Annotated in this window: 20 protein-coding genes and 1 tRNA gene; 2 read left to right on the top strand and 19 right to left on the bottom strand. The window is 48.4% G+C overall.

What is annotated here, in order from left to right; translation table 11 throughout:
• Positions 1-154 precede the first annotated feature (154 nt).
• The 8 genes from rpoZ to rnr form a co-directional block, all read right to left on the bottom strand.
• Positions 155-361 (bottom strand): DNA-directed RNA polymerase subunit omega, encoded by a 207-nt coding sequence (rpoZ, locus tag ABD07_RS02820; protein WP_108698247.1) that lies wholly within the window; start codon positions 359-361, stop codon positions 155-157.
• An 82-nt stretch (positions 362-443) separates the two neighbouring features.
• Positions 444-1,061 carry a guanylate kinase gene (gmk, locus tag ABD07_RS02815; RefSeq protein ID WP_160817031.1) on the bottom strand — a complete coding sequence of 206 codons (618 nt, stop codon included), beginning with the start codon at positions 1,059-1,061 and terminating at the stop codon, positions 444-446.
• Positions 1,062-1,091: 30 nt separating this feature from the next.
• Complete coding sequence (locus ABD07_RS02810; protein ID WP_240142386.1) at positions 1,092-2,699, bottom strand: HDOD domain-containing protein; 1,608 nt, start codon at positions 2,697-2,699, stop codon at positions 1,092-1,094.
• 408 nt (positions 2,700-3,107) lie between these two features.
• Positions 3,108-3,746 (bottom strand): thiol:disulfide interchange protein DsbA/DsbL, encoded by a 639-nt coding sequence (locus ABD07_RS02805; RefSeq protein ID WP_108698244.1) that lies wholly within the window; start codon positions 3,744-3,746, stop codon positions 3,108-3,110.
• 88 nt (positions 3,747-3,834) lie between these two features.
• Positions 3,835-4,650 carry an SPOR domain-containing protein gene (locus ABD07_RS02800; protein ID WP_160817029.1) on the bottom strand — a complete coding sequence of 272 codons (816 nt, stop codon included), beginning with the start codon at positions 4,648-4,650 and terminating at the stop codon, positions 3,835-3,837.
• 24 nt (positions 4,651-4,674) lie between these two features.
• Complete coding sequence (gene argS, locus ABD07_RS02795; RefSeq protein WP_160817028.1) at positions 4,675-6,432, bottom strand: arginine--tRNA ligase; 1,758 nt, start codon at positions 6,430-6,432, stop codon at positions 4,675-4,677.
• 100 nt (positions 6,433-6,532) lie between these two features.
• Positions 6,533-7,273 carry a 23S rRNA (guanosine(2251)-2'-O)-methyltransferase RlmB gene (gene rlmB / locus ABD07_RS02790; RefSeq protein ID WP_160817027.1) on the bottom strand — a complete coding sequence of 247 codons (741 nt, stop codon included), beginning with the start codon at positions 7,271-7,273 and terminating at the stop codon, positions 6,533-6,535.
• Positions 7,274-7,343: 70 nt separating this feature from the next.
• A complete protein-coding gene (rnr, locus tag ABD07_RS02785) occupies positions 7,344-9,632 on the bottom strand; it encodes a ribonuclease R (protein WP_240142385.1) in 2,289 nt (762 codons plus the stop codon).
• A gap of 57 nt (positions 9,633-9,689) precedes the next feature.
• Between rnr and ABD07_RS02780 the strand changes: the two genes are divergently transcribed.
• Positions 9,690-9,774, top strand: a tRNA-Leu gene (locus ABD07_RS02780).
• Between the two features lie 401 nt (positions 9,775-10,175).
• On the opposite strand, the gene ABD07_RS02775 is transcribed toward ABD07_RS02780, so the two are convergent.
• From ABD07_RS02775 to ABD07_RS02750, 6 genes are all read right to left on the bottom strand, one after another.
• Complete coding sequence (locus tag ABD07_RS02775) at positions 10,176-10,817, bottom strand: hypothetical protein (protein ID WP_160817026.1); 642 nt, start codon at positions 10,815-10,817, stop codon at positions 10,176-10,178.
• The gene (locus ABD07_RS02770; RefSeq protein ID WP_160817025.1) at positions 10,810-13,641 is read right to left on the bottom strand and encodes a DUF927 domain-containing protein; all 2,832 of its coding nucleotides are present in this window, start codon (positions 13,639-13,641) and stop codon (positions 10,810-10,812) included. Before ABD07_RS02770 ends, ABD07_RS02775 begins: the two co-directional genes overlap by 8 nt.
• On the bottom strand, positions 13,619-14,482 hold the full coding sequence (locus ABD07_RS02765; protein WP_160817024.1) for a hypothetical protein: 864 nt from the start codon (positions 14,480-14,482) through the stop codon (positions 13,619-13,621). The genes ABD07_RS02770 and ABD07_RS02765 overlap by 23 nt, the downstream gene beginning before the upstream one ends.
• 177 nt (positions 14,483-14,659) lie before the next feature.
• A complete protein-coding gene (locus ABD07_RS02760; RefSeq protein WP_160817023.1) occupies positions 14,660-14,914 on the bottom strand; it encodes a hypothetical protein in 255 nt (84 codons plus the stop codon).
• Entirely contained in the window at positions 14,911-15,186 is a 276-nt protein-coding gene (locus ABD07_RS02755; protein WP_160817022.1) for a helix-turn-helix transcriptional regulator, read from the bottom strand. The genes ABD07_RS02760 and ABD07_RS02755 overlap by 4 nt, the downstream gene beginning before the upstream one ends.
• 95 nt (positions 15,187-15,281) lie before the next feature.
• Complete coding sequence (locus ABD07_RS02750) at positions 15,282-16,007, bottom strand: hypothetical protein (RefSeq protein ID WP_160817021.1); 726 nt, start codon at positions 16,005-16,007, stop codon at positions 15,282-15,284.
• Between the two features lie 191 nt (positions 16,008-16,198).
• On the opposite strand from ABD07_RS02750, the gene ABD07_RS02745 reads away from it, so the two are divergent.
• A complete protein-coding gene (locus tag ABD07_RS02745) occupies positions 16,199-16,438 on the top strand; it encodes a hypothetical protein (protein ID WP_160817020.1) in 240 nt (79 codons plus the stop codon).
• A gap of 149 nt (positions 16,439-16,587) precedes the next feature.
• Here ABD07_RS02745 and ABD07_RS02740 read toward each other — a convergent pair whose 3' ends face one another.
• The 5 genes from ABD07_RS02740 to ABD07_RS02720 all read right to left on the bottom strand — a co-directional run bounded on the left by ABD07_RS02740 (position 16,588) and on the right by ABD07_RS02720 (position 19,582).
• The gene (locus ABD07_RS02740) at positions 16,588-16,743 is read right to left on the bottom strand and encodes a hypothetical protein (RefSeq protein ID WP_160817019.1); all 156 of its coding nucleotides are present in this window, start codon (positions 16,741-16,743) and stop codon (positions 16,588-16,590) included.
• Positions 16,744-17,110: 367 nt separating this feature from the next.
• Positions 17,111-17,986 carry an ice-binding family protein gene (locus ABD07_RS14910; RefSeq protein ID WP_160817018.1) on the bottom strand — a complete coding sequence of 292 codons (876 nt, stop codon included), beginning with the start codon at positions 17,984-17,986 and terminating at the stop codon, positions 17,111-17,113.
• Positions 17,987-18,428: 442 nt separating this feature from the next.
• Entirely contained in the window at positions 18,429-18,665 is a 237-nt protein-coding gene (locus ABD07_RS02730; protein WP_160817017.1) for a tyrosine-type recombinase/integrase, read from the bottom strand.
• A 70-nt stretch (positions 18,666-18,735) separates the two neighbouring features.
• Positions 18,736-18,984 (bottom strand): hypothetical protein, encoded by a 249-nt coding sequence (locus ABD07_RS02725; protein WP_160817016.1) that lies wholly within the window; start codon positions 18,982-18,984, stop codon positions 18,736-18,738.
• Between the two features lie 31 nt (positions 18,985-19,015).
• A complete protein-coding gene (locus ABD07_RS02720) occupies positions 19,016-19,582 on the bottom strand; it encodes a TIR domain-containing protein (RefSeq protein WP_160817015.1) in 567 nt (188 codons plus the stop codon).
• Between the last annotated feature and the right edge of the window lie 116 nt (positions 19,583-19,698).

The following is a 19,698-nucleotide window of genomic DNA, read 5'->3' as shown; positions in this document are numbered from 1 at the left end:
TCCCATATATGCCAGCCAAATCATGCCAACTCATCGTTTGAGTTTTAACTTGGATTGGCAACCGGTTACAGGAGTATCCGCAATCGAGGCATTGATATGCATCCCGGGCGGTAAAGAGATGGCAATTTAATACAGTCTTAGTGTAAAGGCTGTATTACATGTTTCTGGGATTCAGTATATCCAACCCTATTTTGCCTTGCGAGATTTCGCGCAACGCGATGACGGTTGATTTATCGCGTCCAGGCTCCACCAATGGAGCGGATCCGATAGCCAGTTGTCTGGCGCGTGCGGTTGCAGCCAAAGTCATGTCAAACCGGTTAGGTATTCTCTTTAAACAATCGTCAACGGTAATTCGTGCCATCGTATGTGTTCCTATTGTGGGTTATGGATGGATTTTACAATAAAAAGATAAAAAATGATGCCACTATCTGGCTGGAAATGAATTATGACAATCCGGTGATGAGTGCACGATGTTTTATTATTTGCCGTTCTTTTTTTAAGTGTTCCGCTTTAATGATACAAATCAGATCGTTCAGTGCTTCATCAAGCTGGTTGTTGATAACAATATAATCGAATTCTGCAATATGACTGACTTCTTCCCGTGCCGCGGACAGTCTCTTCCGGATAACCTCGGGATCATCCTGCGCACGCGTTTTTAAGCGCGCCGCCAAAGCATCAGCGGAAGGCGGGAGAATAAAAATACTGACAGCTTGAGGGAAAATTTGCTGTATCTGTTTTGCGCCCTGGCAATCGATTTCCAACAGAATATCCTGTCCCGATGCGGTCGCCTGATTGATCCATTGCTGCGAGGTGCCGTAAAGATTGCCATAAACTTCCGCGCTTTCGACAAATTCGCCATTCAGTAGCATGTGCTGGAATGTTTCTTTAGTTACAAAATGGTAATCACAGCCATCGACTTCTCCGGTGCGTGGCGGACGTGTCGTGTGCGAAATCGATAGACTGAGGCTTAAGTCCGAGCGTAGCAACGATTTGACCAAACTGGTTTTACCGGCTCCGGACGGTGCGCTGATGATAAACAAGTAACCTGTCAATTGCGTCATTTTTTGCCTGTCATGTATGCAGTCGTTATTTTATCTTGAATTAAAGGCTGTCAATGCTTGACCTTTTAATGTCTTGATCAGACGGATTTCGTCCGCAGTGATTCCTTCCGCCGCTTCCGCTTCACGGTTTGCATAGAATAAGCCGATGGGTTTATTGTTTGCGACCAATGGAAGCACCATGAAGCTGCGCACATCGGGAAATAGATCTCTATGCCATTGTGGAATCAATGTATGAATTTTGGCTGTGCTGGCGTCTGAAATCAATAGATCGGCATTTCTTTTCAACGCTAAATGAAACACATCGGCGGAGAATGGCATCGGAAAGCTAAAAGTTTTCTGGTAGCTGATGTTGTTTTCTCCGAGAGAACTCCGGGCGCGATATTGATTCATTTTAGGATCCCTAAGACAGAGTGTGATGAAACGAAAGCCCAGGCTATTATAATAAGTTTCCAGAACCAGCATGATCAAACTGTCCAATTTATAATTGCCCGGCGCCATGATTTCACTGACATCCTGCACACCGGTCAATAATAACGCCGATGCATTATAGGGCTTGCCGCTGGGATAACGCTGGATAATTTGCGTATTTTCCGCTCCATCTTGACCGATGATCAATTCGCTCAATAAGTCTTCGTCAACAGGCATATTGAATTCGACACGCGCTATTTCTGTGCATACTGTTTTGCTTCGATCCGCATCGAGCAGGTTTGCATTGATCAGCAAAGCACGTGTTTCTATCTTCGCATCCAGTATCAGCTGATCCAATTTGGATTTATCCAGGTTAAGCGCTTTTCCGAAGCGTGTCAGCAGTTTGTTTCTCAGTTCCGGATCTTCCGGGTTGCCGGTTTCTACCACCAGCGGCGCGACCTTTTCACTGAATTCAGCAACTTGTTGCATCCATTCCTGTTTGCTTCGGGCAACACCGAGATTGCCGAATGGTCTGCTTCTAAGTCCTTGAATGATCGTGCTGGGAATGCACCATTTTTCCAGGATAGTTTCTGTCAGGGTATCAAGATTGAAACCCAAAACCTGCATGGATGCTTGTACCGGCGTGTGGGTGCCTTGCGCCATGAGCGCCATCATTTCCTGATACAAGTCATGATCATAGGCAGCAAGCAATAAACGGCCAAGGTTTTTGAACAAAGCGGTGATCGCTGTCTCTTCCGCATCGATAAAATGGCTGGCTTTAACGAGCTCGCGGCTGATCATGCTGGCTGCCAGTGCGTGTACTAATTCGGTGCGAACCAGCTCCGCACGTTTGCCGGACATGCCATCCACCAGAAGCATGGCCAGCGCGCATGTCTTGACTGAGTTAAAACCCAGCAGAAATATGGCCTTGGTGATATTGGTATTGACTTTGTTCGATCCGGTTCTATAAGCGACGGAGTTGGATAAGCGCAGAATTTTTTGTGTTAATGAAACATCCGCTAACACGAAGTAGGCCAATTGCTGAATGGATTGATCGTCGGACGAGGATAACTGGATGATGCGTGCAATGGAATTGCCCAGTGCTGGAAGATCGGGATCGTGAGTGGCTGCTTCGAGCAGGCGCTCTTTGATGGTTTTGGTGCGGGTATTTTTTTCTGTTGCAGCTTCCGGGAAGCCGGATGGATCTTCCGAAGTATAGGGTAATTGCATAAATCCCATTTTAAATTTCTTTCAAGAAAAATTGCCATTGGATTGGCATAAAAAGATTTTGCTATCGGTTTTAGATTTTTCCTGCTGAAAATCAAAATCTAATACCAATATATATAATGTTTTTTATTAGCGGCACAATTAAAGGTTAGTTGATAACAGGGTTAAAGAGAATGCCGTTTTTCTTGAAATGATTTTGCTGAGATTCTGCCGCGATATACAGTAAATTTTCAGGTGATATATATTATAATACAATATCTTACTGGTATTTTGTGGATTGCGGCCGGTTTTGGGAGAAGGGAAATAAAGCACCCCGCCGCAAGCGGCGAGGTGTTGAGTATGTTTTACAAGTTGCCGACCTGGTTTCTGGGGATGAAAAGTTAAACCCGGAGCAATAAAATCGGCGTGCCGCTATTTTTCCTTGCGTACTTTCTCAAGCAATGCTTCCAAGGTTTTGATGGTATCTTGCGGCGAACCGCCCATTCTTCCGCTGGTAAGATACTTGCCATTGATAATCAGTGTCGGAACGCCATTGAGCTGATACTGGCGTGACATTTGTGTCGATCTCGATACTTGATTCTGCACGGCAAAGGATTGGTAGGTATTTTCAAACTTCTTTCTGTCGATGCCTTGTTTTTCAATCCAATCGAACAAGACGGATTCGTTATTCAAGTCAATTTTGTCGCGGTGGATGGCATCGTACACTTTGTCGTGCAGCGTACTAGCTATTCCCATCGCTTCGATGGCATAAAATATTTTTGCAGCCGGGACCCAAGTGGGGCGAAGAATTGCCGGCACATATTGAAAATTGACATCCGCGGGAATATTCGCGAGCCAGGTTTTTAGTTGTGGATGCAGGCTGTAACAGTGCGGGCAGCCATACCAGAAGAATTCCAGAACTTCGATCTTACTGCTGTCTTCGGTCGGTTGCGGTTTTGCCAGAACGGTATAGTCCTTGCCTTCGACGATGTCGGCGTAAGCCGCGGGCAGATTGATTACACCAAAACTTAATACTAAGAAGAAAACTGCAACGGCTTGATATCGATTCATGCTATTACTCCTTAAATAAAGTATTTAACGGGGTGCGGCGGGTGATATAACCTGAGGAAAAGTGTAACTAAAACGTGGCGATGCACTGTTATTGTAATTTGACAAACTGCGTTTCTATGCCATTTTCTCTGAGTGATGCGCTGGTTTGATCGCTATCCGTTTTGCTGCTGAACGGTCCGATCCGGACACGGTACCAAGTTCCTTTTTCCGCCAGATCGATTGGTTGCACTGATGCGAATACACCCAGCATCGCGAGGCGCGCTTTCATATTTTCCGCTTCGTCATTTTTTCTGAACGATCCGGCCTGGAGGAAAATTTTCTCTTTCGCCGCTGCGGGCGCTTTGGTTTGCGGTGTTACCGCAGGCTGTTGCTGCGGTTGCGGCGGTTGCTTCGGTTCCATCGGGAGCGCGCGTGGCGGTACCGCAGCGATTTGTTGCGGCGGAGGAGGAGTGACCGGGAAGGTAACCGATGGGCGGGGCGGAACAGGTTGCGGCACGATTTCGGCCGGTTTGTTGTTTTCCGGTGTTTTCGCGATTACCGGCGGTGGTGCGGTTTGTCCGGCGGCGCGCTTGAAATCCTGGTCAATCTCCGGTTCTTCGATACCCGGCAGTATTTTGTAAAAATCAAAGCGGGGTTTTTCTTCCACTACAGCCAAAGGTTCCGGCGGCGCCGGTTTTTCCTCGGCTTTTAGGGTTTCAGCAGCGGGTTGCGTTTGATTTTTTTCCGATGAACTTGTTACTTTGTCAGCCGGTAAAAACGGGCTGGGTATATAGTTAAGATATAGCCATATGCCAATTGCGCTCGCAAGACCCAATGCGTAACCGACAAATCCGCCAAAAAACGCGGAACCGCCTTTCTCCGGCGTGGATTTTGCGGGTTTGCGGGTCTTATAATCTCGACTCATGGGTATCCTTGTACATTAATCCGGTTACATTTTATCAGGTGCGCTGACGCCGAGTAACGTCATTCCATTCTTCAATACCTGGCGGATAGCTGCAATCAACGCCAGCCGGGCGTGTTGCAGGGCAATCTCAGGCACCAGAAAACGTGTTGAATTATAGTAACTATGAAATTCGCTGGCCAGTTCCCTGAGGTAAAACGCGATCAGATGCGGAGAGAATTCCTTCGCGGCCATTTCCACGGTGTCGGGAAAATCGATCAATTTTTGCAGCAACGCCAGCTCGGCAGGGCTTGATAGCGCTGCCATATCGGCTTCAATCAGATCGGCGGCATCGCCATCCCATTGCGCCAGCACGCTGCACACGCGCGCATGGGCGTACTGCACGTAATAAACCGGATTCTCATTGCTCTGCGATTTGGCCAGATCTAAATCGAAGTCCAAATGCTGGTCGCTTTTACGCATCACGTAAAAGAACCGCGCGGCATCCTTGCCGACTTCTTCGCGCAATTCCCGCAGTGTGACGAACTCGCCGGAGCGGGTCGACATGGGCGCTTTTTTGCCGTCGCGGTAGAGCACGGCAAACTGCACCAGGGCGATTTCCAGCTTGGCCGGATCCAGTCCGAGCGCTTGCAATGCGCCTTTGACGCGCGGAATATAACCGTGATGATCCGCGCCCCAGATATTGATCACTTGTTCATAACCACGCTCGAATTTATTCAGGTGATAAGCGATGTCGGATGCGAAATAAGTGAATTGGCCATTTTCCCGCTGAACCACCCGGTCTTTTTCATCGCCGAAGTCGGTCGATCGGAACCAGATCGCGCCATCCTGTTCGTATAAATATTTTTTGTCATTGAGCAATTGGATGGTACGTGCGACCGAGCCATTATCGTATAACGATTGCTCGGAAAACCAGGTATCGAATTCAACCCCGAATTCCATCAGGTCGTTGCGGCAATCGCCCAGTTGTTCGGTGAGCACAAAATTATGAATATACGCATAGTCCTGGCCGAGTACTTTTTTTGCGTTGGCGATTAGCAAATCCAAATGTTCGTCGGTACTCACCACAGTTTCTAGGACAGTTACGGGCAAGCCGTCCAGCACTAATTCCGGATGATGCACATAACGCTCGGCGTGCGCCTGATGAATCAAGCGGGCCATCGACTTGACGTAGTCGCCCTGATACGCGTTCTGCGGGAATGGGATGTGGATATCGTTAAGCTCGAGATAGCGCAGCCAGGTCGAAAGCGTCAGAATGTCCATCTGCCGTCCCGCATCGTTGACGTAAAACTCGCGCGATACATTGAAACCGGCAGCGGTCAGTACACTCGACAGGCTTGCGCCAATCGCCGCGCCGCGCCCATGGCCGACATGCAAGGGACCGGTCGGATTGGCCGAAACGAATTCCACCTGGATTTTTTTTCCTTGACCGGAATCGCTGTGGCCGAACATTTCCTTGCTTTGCAACACTTGATGCACGCATTGCTGTTTGGCGGAATGCTTCAGGAACAGATTGATGAATCCGGCGCCCGCTATTTCCACTTTCTCCAGATAAGGCGAGGCGGGCAGGGCATCGATCAATAAACCCGCTACTTCGCGCGGGTTCTTATGCAGCGGTTTGGCCAGTTGCATGGCCAAATTACATGAATAATCGCCGTGACTGGCTTGTTTGGTGCGTGTCAACTCGATGCGGACATTGGCATCCGGTGTGGCGATGGCATTGGCGGCTGCACGGAATAGCTCGGCGAAATGGGTTTTGAAATGCGGGTGAGCGGATGAATTCATGGTTGAGAATAGAGATATAAAATTTTATTGTGATGCATTATTGTGCATAACGGGAATCGCCGTTGCCGGAAAATGAGCGGTATTTTAGCAGGTGCACAGCTCAGACCAAAGATTGCTGGCGATGCGTTTCAAACAGGCAAATACCGGCGCTGACCGCGACATTCAGACTTTCAATACTGCCTTGCATCGGAATCCGCACCAATTGGTCGCAACTCTCGCGTGTCAAGCGCCGCAATCCTTTTTCTTCGGAGCCGAGCACCCAAGCGACAGCGCCTTGGATTGGAAAATGCGTGAGATCGTATTCGGCATCTTCGGCCGTACCGAAAACCCAGACACCGCGTTCTTGCAGCTGTTTTAACGTACGCGCCAAATTAGTGACGGCAATATACGGCACGGTATCCGCCGCGCCGCTGGAGACCTTGTAAACCGTAGCAGTCAACCCGACCGCGCGGTCTTTCGGCGCGATCACGGCATGCACGCCGAACGCGTCGGCGACGCGCAGACAGGCCCCCAAGTTGTGCGGATCCTGAATGCCATCCAGCACCAGCAGCCGCGCCGGTTCGGTCAGCGTGTCCAAGACATCGTCCAGGCCGATGTGGCTGCGTGCGCTGTCGATACTGGCCACAACGCCCTGGTGACGTTCGCTGCCGGTCATAGCGGTAAGTTTGGCGCTATCGCACGGCAGCAGGCGGATTTTCCGGCTTTCGGCCAGTTCGATGAGCGTGCGTGCGCGTTGATCATCCCGTGCCGCATCGATCAGAATCTCTTTGACGCTCTCCGGGTTTTGCCGCAAACGGCTGGTAACGGCATGGAAACCAAAGATGAAGCGAGTGTTGGACACGTTTTAACCTAGAAACTCAAATGGGAAATGATTGGCTGATTTTTGCGCGTATTTTAGAGCAATTCCTCATCTATGAATGTGATTTCTTGCCTTTCACGGGTGCTTTAGCCGGTGCTTTGGTTTTTGTTTTGGCTTTTGCTTGGTTTTTTGTCTGATCTTTTGCCGGGGTTTTCACCGGCGCCGGCTTTTTATCCGGCTCGGCTAACACAAAATCGATTTTGCTGGTTTCCAGGTCGACACGAACCAATTTCACGCGCAGTCGGTCGCCCAGGCGGTATTGCTTGCCGCTGCGTTCGCCGAGCAGGACATGTTTGGCCGCATCGAAATGAAAATAATCGCTTGGTAATTCGGAGATATGCACCAGCCCTTCGACATACACGCCATCCAAGGCAACAAACAAGCCGAAGCCGGTCACGCTGCTAATCACACCATCGAAACATTCGCCGATTCTATCCTGCATATAGAAACACTTGAGCCAGGATTCGACATCCCGTGTGGCATCATCGGCGCGCCGTTCGGTCATCGAGCAATGCTGGCCCAGTTCGTGCCAATCGCCAGGAGTGTAGGTTTCGCCGTTGAGGACCGCTTTGATGGCGCGATGCACCAGCAGATCGGGGTAGCGCCGGATCGGTGAGGTGAAATGTGTATAAGCATCGTACGCCAGCCCGAAGTGTCCGGTGAGATCGGGACTGTAGATAGCTTGTTTCAACGATCTGAGCATGACGGTTTGCAGCAATTGCGCATCCGGCCTGCCTTGAATTTTGAGCAGGGTTTGTGCGTAATCCTTGGCTCCCGGTTTGGTCTTGCCGCCCAGTTGAATACCGAATTCCTTCAGGAAATTGCGCAATGCTTCGATTTTTTCCGGAACCGGGCTTTCATGGATGCGATACAGCGTGGTCTGCCCGTTCTTTTGCAGAAAATCCGCCGCGCAAACATTCGCCGCCAGCATGCATTCCTCGATCAAACGGTGCGCTTCGGTGCGTTGCACCGGCACAATCTTTTCGATTTTTCCTTGATCGTTAAAGAACATCTGGGTTTCGGTGGTTTCAAAATCGATCGCGCCGCGTTTCTTGCGCGCTTTCAGCAACGCTTTGAACAATTTGTTAGTGCGTTGCAAGTGCGGCAGCAGCGCGGCGTGTTCCTTGGCTTCGGCTCCTTTCGGATTGGCCAGGATCGCCGCAACAAGGTTGTAAGTCAGCCGTGCGTGCGAGCGCATCACTGCGGGATAAAAAACATAATCGAGTATTTCGCCGTTATTCTGGAATTGGATTTCACACACCATGCAGAGGCGGTTCTTGTCCGGATTGAGCGAACACAACTCGTTCGAGAGCGCTTCCGGCAGCATCGGAATGACGCGCCGCGGAAAATACACGGAATTACCCCGGCTGAGCGCTTCCTGATCAATCGCATCTTTCGGTTTGACGTAGTGGCTGACATCCGCGATCGCTACATATAACCGGTACCCATCGCCGTTATCCTCGCAATACACAGCATCGTCGAAATCGCGCGCGGTTTCGCTATCGATGGTGACGAGCGGTAAATGACTGATGTCCTTGCGCCCTTTGAATTCTTTCTTCAAGACATTCTTGGGAAACTTGGCGGAGAGTTTTTCTATCTCGGGAGGAAAAATGTAAGGCAGATCGTGTTTGCGCAAAGCGATCTCAATTTCCATGCCGGGGGCGGTGTAATCGCCCAGAATTTCGATAATCTTGCCGATCGGTTGGGTTTGTTTGTTCGGTTGCTGGATGATTTCCACGATGACGATTTGACCCGCCTTCGCCTTGAGTGAGTGCTCGTTGGCGATCAGAATATCCTGGCTGATACGTTTGTTTTCAGCCACGACATATAAAATGCCGTGGTCAATATACAGCCGTCCCACCAATTGGGTGTTGGTATGTTCCAGAACTTCTACAATGGCGGCTTCCCGGCGTCCGCGCCGGTCCAAGCCGATTTCGCGCACCAGTACCCGGTCGCCATGCAGCGCCTTGTTCATTTCTTTCGCGCTGAGATACAAATCCGGGCTAGCGTCATCGGGAATCAGAAAACCGAATCCGTCGGGATGGCCCTGCACCCGGCCTTTGATCAGATCGAGCTTCTCCATCACGCAGAGATCGCCTTTGCGGTTACGGAAAATCTGGCCTTCGCGCATCATCGCCGTTAAGCGGCGATTAAACAGCTCTTCTTCTTTTTTTGTGATATCCAGCAATTTCTGTAATACCTGCTCAGCCAGTGGAATTCCCTGCTGCTGCAAAATCTGCAGAATATATTCCCGGCTGGGCAATGGACTTTTGTAGCGCTCTTTCTCACGTTTGAGATGTGGATCCAGATTACGCAGTTTTTGATTCTTCTTAATTGACAAAACAGTGGTTTCCTATAGAATTACGCGTTCTTTGACAGCCTGACACGGTTGTCTCTTGCCCAGATGGCGGAATTGGTAGACGCGCATGGTTCAGGTCCATGTGCCTTCGGGTGTGGAGGTTCGAGTCCTCTTCTGGGCACCATCAGCACATAATAAGTTATTGAGTATTAAAACAATAATTTTTGTGTTAAGTATTTCTATACCAAAGACTATACCGAAAAAAGAGTCACTGGGATTTTTTTGACTCATTAATGTTTAAAATTTGGGCAAAAATCTAAATTTCAATGCTTCTGATCTTATATCAGATTCACGAAGCCGGTTGTATATTTCTAAGCAACTCTATTTTGACCCCCCCTATTTAAATGCGGTTTTTTGCAAACGTAGGCTGAGAGCGGTCTATATCTTAGTAAGCTGTAGAGATTTTACCCGCCCCCGGTAGTGTCATGATTGAGGTATACCCCCCGTCCCGATTTCCCGCATAGAAAAATCTGACGCAAAAAACGGTCTCAGAACTGGAATGGATACACTTTTGACCCGCCCCGGCTATGCAGTAGGCAGGTAATCACTGCATGATTCAGGTGCAATCAGCACACGTTCGCCCACATAGAATGCTTCAAGTATCGGGTGTTGCCGTTTGCAAGTGAATCTGAATACCGGGCGTTTGTCGGTAGCGATCTTTTGCATTTCAATGTGCTTACACCCTTGGCAGCCTGTACCTTTGTTTGATGATCGAATGAATGGGTAAATGACTTGGTGGGGATTGATGCCATGCTTTATGCAAAGTATCGCCCATGATCTGACTTGTTCAGGTTGCGGGATGGTTTGAAGATTGATGATTGCTTCTATGGTTTCTTCTTTGGTGAATGTTGCTTTATTGCAACAGGTTAATAGCAGGGTGACTGCTATCGGATTAATCGGATGTGTTTTCGTGGCGCAATAATTATCTGAAGCCACCCCTTCACCGGGCGCATGATTTTCTTGTTCAAGTCCTACCCCCTTATTTTTTAGTAGGGCAGGTAGGGCGAGTAGGGCGGAATCGTCAATAACGGCTTGGTTATTGGCTTCTAGCCGCCCTACTTTTCCATGATGGCCATCGGAATCAGTAGGGCGCGCCCTACTATTGGGGGTGTTTTCCGATGTTTCAGCATCGTTTTCCGTCCTAATCAGCTCATCCCAATCAATCACTTTCACTCTCCCAAATTGTTGGGAGGATATGAAAAACACGCTTCCGGCCTTCACCCGGCAGGTTAACTTTAGGCTGAAGATTCTTCCCATCGCCTTTCATAAATCCCCGGTCAATCAGCAATCGCGCAACCGCCTTATAATCAAAGCCCTTGCATATTTCCGCCTTGAATACCTCCGGATAGCAGTAATACTCAAGATTGCTTTCATGATTCTTTTCACGGAACCCCGCCTTATTCATCGTGCGCGGTGTGTGGTTATCGTCAACCACAGTGCGTTCAATATCGGTGAACCGTGATTCACCATGCAATTCCAGAAAGTGGCGAACCTGTGCAATCATTGCCCGATCTTCTTTATTGCCTTCACCGCCAAAAGCCTGAAGCCATGCCTTAAAGCAAGTGATGGCGGATTGCATCGATGCGCCTGGCTGCCAGCCGGTAATGCCCCAATCGGTAGCCAGTTCACCCGCAGCACCCGCAAGGGCAAACCTTGCCGCTACCCGTTGCGCCTGTCCACTGGCGGCATTGGTAAGCGTTGCTTTCTCGAACTTTTGCCGGGCATCGAAGAGCGATTCCCGCAACGTTTCCCGGTGTTTCAGCACTTGTTCAATGAAAGCAGGGAAGGCCGCACCATAGTATTTATTGACGGCCGCATTCAATGCTTTGGCGAATTCGTGCCCGTTCTCGAAGCCGTGCAGATTCTCGAAGCAGCCCAGCCCTTGCCCGGCATCGGCGGGAATATCCGCCATGCGCAATTCAGCACCGGCAGGCGTTTTCTTGCCAGCTTCAGCCACATGCTGGCTCAGACTCAATTCACCGGCGGACAAGAACAGCAGCCGCCATTTGGCGGTATTGCGTGCGCCTCCGCTCACGTTTGCCCGCACCTTGGCCGAACCGTTAGCCAGCATGTAAGCCGATTCCCCGGCAATTCGGGCATCGATCATCTTCAACTCATCCAAGGTGAGGATTGCATCGCAATGTGAAAGGGCGGTGCTTTCCAGCCCGTTATCGGTTGACCGCCACCGCTGCAAGTACTCAGGCGAACCGCACACGCTACCGGCTACGGTTAAAGCGCTAGTCTTGCCGCTGGAAGTAGTGCCACGGTAATGAAAGCCGCCCGATTCCATTTCAATCAAATTCAGCATCGGCGCGGCAAACGCAATCGATACCGCGAACGTCAAGCGGCTATTACCTGTGCACCAGGCCGCCACATGTTCGCGCCACTGCTTCAGCGTGCCACGCTGTTTGAATGGATTTGTATCCGGCCGATTGTCATTGAATAGCCATTCCTCACCATCGGATTGACCTATGGAGCCATCCGGCAACACAAACACCAGACCATCACCGGTACCATGCCAGCCAGTGCGGTTTGTCGTTCGGGCGCGTTTCTCTGGGTTTTGTGTTTGCAGGTATTCAATGACTAATTGCCGGGCTTTGGGTGCAATCGTCAAACCTTCGGATAACAGACGGCCTGAAGCTTCCAATCCATCGCCATTGAACGAACGGGCAGGGATGACTAACTGCTTAACTTTACTATCCGGATCGGCGAAACGAACCAGCGTACCCCATTCCCGCGAATCGACATCACGCGCCAATGCCAGCACTTCAAGCCGGGCGCATACCTTACGGCGGCGCAATCGTCCGTCTTTGGTCGGTTCCAGAAAGTACAGGCCGTCATCGAACAATTCAAATCCTCGCTGCACGGCTTCCGCTTGCGGCTCTTCCGGTTTGCTGACTGGCTTTGATTGCCCGGCGCCGGGATTGGCATCAGGTAGGAATGCATCCTCACGCTTGATGAAATCACCGAACCGGGCAGCATCCCAGCCGCACGCCATCAAATCGGCGGCATCGTCTCCCGGCTGCAATGGTTCACCGGCTGCGCGTTCCAACCGGTCGACATCCAACACCCGAACCGAACGGGCACCCGCAGCCGTCAACCGCTTCATCAAATCATTGGCGGCTTTCTTGCCGGGTAGATCGTAATCCGGGAAGATCACGCAATCACGCACGGTAAGCGGAGCGTAATCGGATTTCTCGACCGCTTGGCTGCCACCTTGCCAGCATAGAACGGGATGATCAGGCAGCAGCTTATGCAGGGCTTCGGCCGCCTTTTCGCCTTCGGTAAACCAGCAAGCGGCATCAGGGAATTGCAGCAATCCAGGCAAGCCATACAACGGGCGCAATCCTGACGGGACCTTAAACCGCCATTCAAACTTACTGCCTTTTTGCCAAAGTGTCAGCGGGCTGAATTGCTTTTTCTCACCCGGCTTTTTAGCTTCCCATCGATAATGAAGGAAATTAACGCGGCCATCCGGATCATGATACGGATAACGCTTTGACGGCTTCCCGTGTTTTGGATGTGCGGCCGGTGGCTTGGGTGCATCGCCGGGAACCGGCATTACACATTTCCAGCCGTCATCATCACCGCCCGGATTCTTGATGCCATTTGATTCTTTCCGGCCGGTTGATGCCTTAGCATTGCCGGATGGTTTGGAATCGCTTTCGGTGCGTTTTGGTTGGTTGCTCGCTTCCGGTTCGATGCCCAGGAAAACCGCCAAACGATTGGCGGCCCTTCCTTGGGTTTCGTTTTCCAAATAGCTTACCAATGCCACCAGATCAAGACCTTTGTCACCGGTGGCAAAATCTGACCATGCGCCGGTGTTCAAGTTGATTGAAAACGAACCCGGCGCGCTGTCCGATCTCTTCGGATTCAGCGGCAGGTATTCATGCCCTTCACGCTTGCCACCGGGCAGCCAATGATTCAGAACGGAATCAATGCCACCCAGCGCAGCGGTTGCCACCCGTTTAATGTAGGGGATCGTTGGCATTGTTATTCTCTTCTACGGGATTGGGAGCTGTTTCTCGCAACGCACCAATAGATGCGTTCTTAATATTGGCTTGAGAAGATTTGCGACCACGGCCGGTCGTTGCAAGGCATGGAATTTTTGCTTTGAATGCTTGGAACTGCTTGTCATCCCGAGCCTTATAATACCGCGCCCAGCGTGCTTCACTCTCTGCGAAACCTTCCTGACTATTCCGATAGATTAGGTTTTTGAGTTCTTTCGCCTTGCGCGCCACTTCCCGGCTGAATGGGTTCGTGTCAATCAAATCCCAGCGTAGTTGAAACCAATCAACGGTTTCGAATTGTTTACGCGATCCTTTTGCACCTTCAGGACGATGGCGCCTAAGCCAATAATTGAACTGATCATCATGCCAATAAACATCGTTGTAGCCTTCTGGCCACTCGAAGCCTTCTGGAATTATTCCTTCGCTCTCTAGCATGGCTTTTGTACCGTGATATTCGGTAATATCCAAGCCTCTACAGTCAATGATGACAATCAGGTCTTCAGGAATAACGTGTGATGATTCTTTGCTTGATGCGGACGCATCTTTGGTGTTATCAGCCATGATTGGCCTCCTTCGTGATATGTTGAATTTCGCCTCTGTTGAGAAGGCGACCGAGTACTTCAACACCGCACGAAGACGGCTGGCAACTTTTCCAGATTTCTCCGGTATTGTATCGTTGCCCACTACTCGGCCATTAAAAACTATGGACGTAAAAAAACCACGTCTTTCGGGCGCGGGGCTTTCCGCTTCGTATAGTGTGTTGAGCACTTGAGCGGAAGAATAGTCTCTGTAAGGGGATAAAGTCAACGGGAAGTTATTCATCTTGAATGTCCTTCTATTGATCGCCGCTCTAACCACTTGAAAAGATCATAAGCAAAAACATGCTGCTTTCGTGTATGTCCCGGATGATCTGCAACCCATAATTGCAACAGGTTACGCACTTGACCGGGCGCGGGTGGCGATAACCTGCAAGCGCACGATGTGGCAGGGATAACTTGATTAATCATGATTGCCCCGGATCATCGTGAGTAAATCACGAACTTGCGCAATCAGATCTTCTAGTTTCTGATTCAGAATCGCGGTATGGAAATCTGATGCTGCGGTTTTCATGAAACCAGCGATCAATTCGGGGTGTGCTTTGGCGTAGCCTTCACCGAATTTAGAATCAATAATGCGGATAGATTGATTGAGGTATGTTTCTGCTGTGTCCCGTGCTTGTAGCATCAGGTCGGTAGGGGTTAGTTGATTGCTCATGCTGCACCCCCGGAATGCTTGCCGGATGCACCGTTGATTTGATCGTGAATCCATTGCTGAACCTCAGATTCACGCCAGCGGCTGGCATTGCCGATCTTCACCGGTGCGGGGAACTTATTTTCTTTGATTAGCTGATAGATGAAACTGGATTTGAATCCAGATCGTGATTCAACTTCCGGAAGTGGTAATAGTCTTTCTGTTACAGGTATTGCGGGTAATTTTCCGGTTTCATGGGTTAAGTGGTGTTTCGGTGTTGATACTGTTTGAACCATAAGCTTCTCCAAAATATGAACGCACCCACGGCTGCGGGATACTATGGAGAAGCTTATTTTTTTAAAATGGGTAATGTAAGAATTGAAATTCTGGTTTACCCAAAATTATTTTTAAGGCCATGTTCTTTATAAATTTTAATGATTTCTTCTTCTTTTCGTATTGTTTCAAATGTCACAGAATCGCACCCGGTTTCTTTAATAATTCCCCGAGCCAGCGCCCGAATCGATTTAATCTTCCTTTCGTTCAGCCTTAAGATTTTCTTTGCAGCTTCAACCCATATTTTCACGTCATCAGCGTCATACTTCCTAGCTGCTTCTATACCTGCCCAATGCCACTTCTCTAAATTAGCTTGTTTTCTGGCTTCAATTTCTTGGAACTTCCCATCTTCCAGTTGTCGCAGTTTTTCAGCAACAGCAGCTTGCAAATCGGGTAGGTTGTCAATAATTCTACTTAATACGCGAGCCTTTATATACAAGCTATAGAGAATTGAACGCTGGAACTCTGACCATGCATCATTAAGCAAGGACACATACTCTGGATAAAGTGGTTTGGTTTTATATCGCAGTATGTAGATAATATTGTCAGCTTTAATTGCGAATGTATTAGCAGCTTCAATATCAGGATAGTTATCCGTTTTCAGCGTTTCATTGATCCACAATTTGAGCGGCTTTGAAATTTGTGTTTCTACTAGATTGGCATACGCTTCACCGCTGGCGTACCGGTAATTGTCACACCACCCTTTCATTGCAGTAATGACTTGATCTTGATAATCAGTATCAAGCAGATCGGCAAAGCTTGCGGATAAATCTTTGTTCAACATGCACTCCCTTCAAAGCGCTGCCCTTCGAGATAAACACCCCAGGCGGTTGAAGGAAACCGTTTTCGCCTGGCCGGGCTATGGGGTGATTAAATCATTTTAGCCGGAAAAGTTTTTCTCTACTCAAAAATCTCCCGAAGCGTTCTTAGATTTGAAGTTAAGGTTTGGGTTGCTTAATCTCTACCGCTGTGTTTATGCTGTTTGCCGTACCGGCAATGGCGATGTTCACCTATGGACGCATCACCGAGCGGCTGGACAGTCCGACTGGATCGATTGCGCAAACTGAGCAGGAAAAACCAGAAAAAACAGCAACAGCGAAGCAGGGGAGTGATACACCGCCGACACCCGTCATTCCAGTATCGCAAACGGTCATCGACAATACACCGGTCAAACAATCGCTTTCCATGCTGTCGGAATCCGTTGACTGGTCATAAGTCGCAGCTTGCGTTTCTAGCAAATCAAACTGAATCTGCTACGGCTACAGTGCGCAACGTTTGAATATTGTTCCGGATACCTGCAATGCGGCTATTAATTACGGTTGGCTTGTGCCTAAGAAAATGTGAAGTAGAAGCAGGAAATCGCTTCAATCTTCAATATGAAGCATACCGTCTGAAAATGTGAAGCTTTCTTCGTCGAAAGCATCAATGAGTGGAATGTCTTCCGGATATATTGCTTCTAAGTTACTGCGATTGAAATTAACTGGTTCGGTCACACTAGTATTATCTTTTTGAATAAACATAATTTTCTTCTCTTTGTTAATTGAAGAGATTTCATTATGCTATGTAAATTCAATTTTAAACTGTGCGGTTGCGTACATTTAACAACTGGTGTAAATGCCGACTATCCTCTTGCCGAACAAAACTCCCGCAACTTTACGCTGAAAGTCCAAGGGTCGCGCCGCCGACCGGCGTGAAGGGTATGTCCCGCTAGGGACATGCTGCCCGATCCCTAGCGCGGATTAATTTGAGTCTGATTTCCTCTACTTGCTGAGCTCTTTTAAATATTCTTATTCCACTTATCCCGATAAATGGGGTAATGGGATCATCGAGGGGATGTTAGTACGCTGCCAAGGATTAATCTTAACATTGGCAGCTATCATTCCCGGTCTAGGCTGTTCCGTTTTTTCGACGGCGCATCATAAAACCTATCAGACTCAGTCCAGCTATGAGCATGGTGTAGGTTTCTGGTTCAGGCACGGCCGTCACAGGAACAAATGGCAAAAAAGTTGGAGTACCACCATGCGTTGGGACCGTTATACCGCCACCGCAGCCGCCACCTTCAATACTGTCCATAATCATGGTGACTGCGCCAGTGCTTGCAAAGGCACCGCCACATCCCATTGAAACTTCGGAGCCGAAGGATATGCTAGAGAGTGCAAGTATATTTCCTTCAAAAGATGTATTCGAACCTAGAGTAGCGGAGCTGCGAACATCCCAAAATACGCCAGCATCTGAACCTGTATTAATCAAGTTGACTGCCGAGCCCACCGATGTGATCAAACTGCTATCCATCTGAAACACCCAAGCTGCATTGGCGTTGCCAAGACCATCAAGCGTAAGTACTCCTGTGAGATTACTAGTTCCCGCATGAACGGTATACACGCCAGGTGTGAGTGTGAGCCCACCTAGATCAGGACTTATTAAGGTAGTGCCGGTTCCCATGAGATTCAGATTGCTAATAGCGGTGGTGAGCTGATTCTGAGCCGACTCTGCTAGCGCAGTTCCTGCATGCACCTGTCCACCAGTTACCTGCGGGTCTGAGGTAGCAACACCAGGCGAAGAATTAAAACCAGTAATCGCATTAGCTCCTCCACTTGACCAAACACCAATGTTTCCAATAATCGTGCTTATGGGAACATTCGTTACTGTTGAGGAACCCAATACCGCAAAACTCGCCAAATCCGATTCTAATATGGGATTGGCTAAGGCATAAGGTGATGAAAATGCAAGTGCGGCTACAGATAATATTCTTAATTTACTCATCATATTTCCTTTTTTATTTAGTTATTTAATGAAGATTAAAAATATCCTGTCGTTAAAATTCCGTCTGTGTGTTACCGCACATTTGATAGTTTTTTTACTTATATAATATCAAAGCGGATGTCGACCACTAATCTGATGTAGTTCTCCATTCAACTCGGAAATGCTTTTCACGATCTCTTCACCTGTGCTGTTCTTCTAGCACAGGTTGCGCCGCCGACCGGCGCAAGGGATATGCTGTCCAGAACCCAATTACCACAAGGTTTTTCCCTGACTTCCCCACATTGCAAAACGTACGTTATTGGCAATTGAAAAAATAATTTCGGAAAAGTGGGGGACTCAATATCCATGCGGATTGCAGCGATGTTTCATGCGGTTTTGCAGATTTTGTTCCGACAAGTTTTTAAGGGGATGGGGTAAAACTCAAAAAAAGATATTGAGAAAATCAAGCCAGTTTCCCGAAAAGCGGAATGACTTCCGTTCTTTTCTCCAAGGCTTCGATATGGTTACTCCACCATATAATCATCCTTTTCCTTTCCGGTAAGTATTCCGCCCGGTTGTATGCGCCTCTGATTTCATTCCTTTCGCCGTGTGCCAATTGCCGCTCAATGGCATCGGGATTGAATATGCCTGATTCATTCAATGCAGTGGAAGCAACAGCCCGGAAGCCGTGCCTGGTCATCTTGTCCTTGTACTCCAAGCGTTACAGTGCAAAAAACAAAGTATTGTTGCTAATTGGTTTGTTCTGGTTTTTACTTAGCTATGGAATTGATAATTCTGTCCAAGTGTAAGCGTGCCTTTTTTGCGGCTTGCTCTTCGTTTCTTGTCAATTCTTTTTGTACCAGGTTTGCAAAATTAATCAGGCTTTGTGATGGGTAGGCATCCTGCAAGCCATAGTCTTGAAAGAACTCAGCTATCCAGTGAGCATTCAACTCACTGCTTCCTGTTTCTTCAAAATAGGTATTCGCCGCAAACAAGATGTAATCTGATAATTTATGCATTGCGTCCTTTCATGTTCCGGAACATTTTATTTCACGAATGCCACTCACTTCCCAGTAAATTGTCTGCAAAAATTGAGCGCGAGTTATCGGGAACAAATCTCGTTCTTCTCTCGAAGACATCGTGAATCCAGTTCTGAATAATAAATGAATCGCTATCCCAGTTGTGAATGCTGGCGAAGCCGCATTTAATATTGTCATATAGCCTTGGTGGAATGGTGTGTTCATTATATTTGAACATATCATTTTTATGATATGTGGGGAGGATTATTCCTAATACTCCTGATTTTGGGTGGTTTTTTGTTGTTGCGATACTTGCCGAAATTTCCCAGTCAATCTGCTTTCGTTGCCATGTATCAAAACCGATAAGAACGACTGTGACTGTCGAGTCTTTTAGATATTTCTCTCGAATGGTTTCCACGTCAAGATTAGGTTCTATGTTTTCAATTTGGACTGATTTCATGATAACTACATCTTGATTGGCTAAGAGAATTTCTTCGAAATGATCCCGGTATTCCTGATCTTCAATACAGTGATGGTAGCTTACGTAGACCTTATACTTTGGATCGGGAAACATTGTTTTATCAGGCATATGATTCATGGTGCCCTCCCGGAAATATTAGAGATTGGAAAATCACAATTCGATAGATTGCTCCGAATTATTGCACTTTCCCACAGTGAAATGAGATTCAAAAGCTTAACTCATCCTGTGATGAT

This window comes from Nitrosomonas oligotropha (assembly GCF_009833085.1).
In the GTDB taxonomy this organism is placed as follows: Bacteria; Pseudomonadota; Gammaproteobacteria; order Burkholderiales; family Nitrosomonadaceae; genus Nitrosomonas; species Nitrosomonas oligotropha.
Note: the sequence above shows the minus strand (reverse complement) of the source record. Positions and strands in the feature narration are given on the sequence as shown.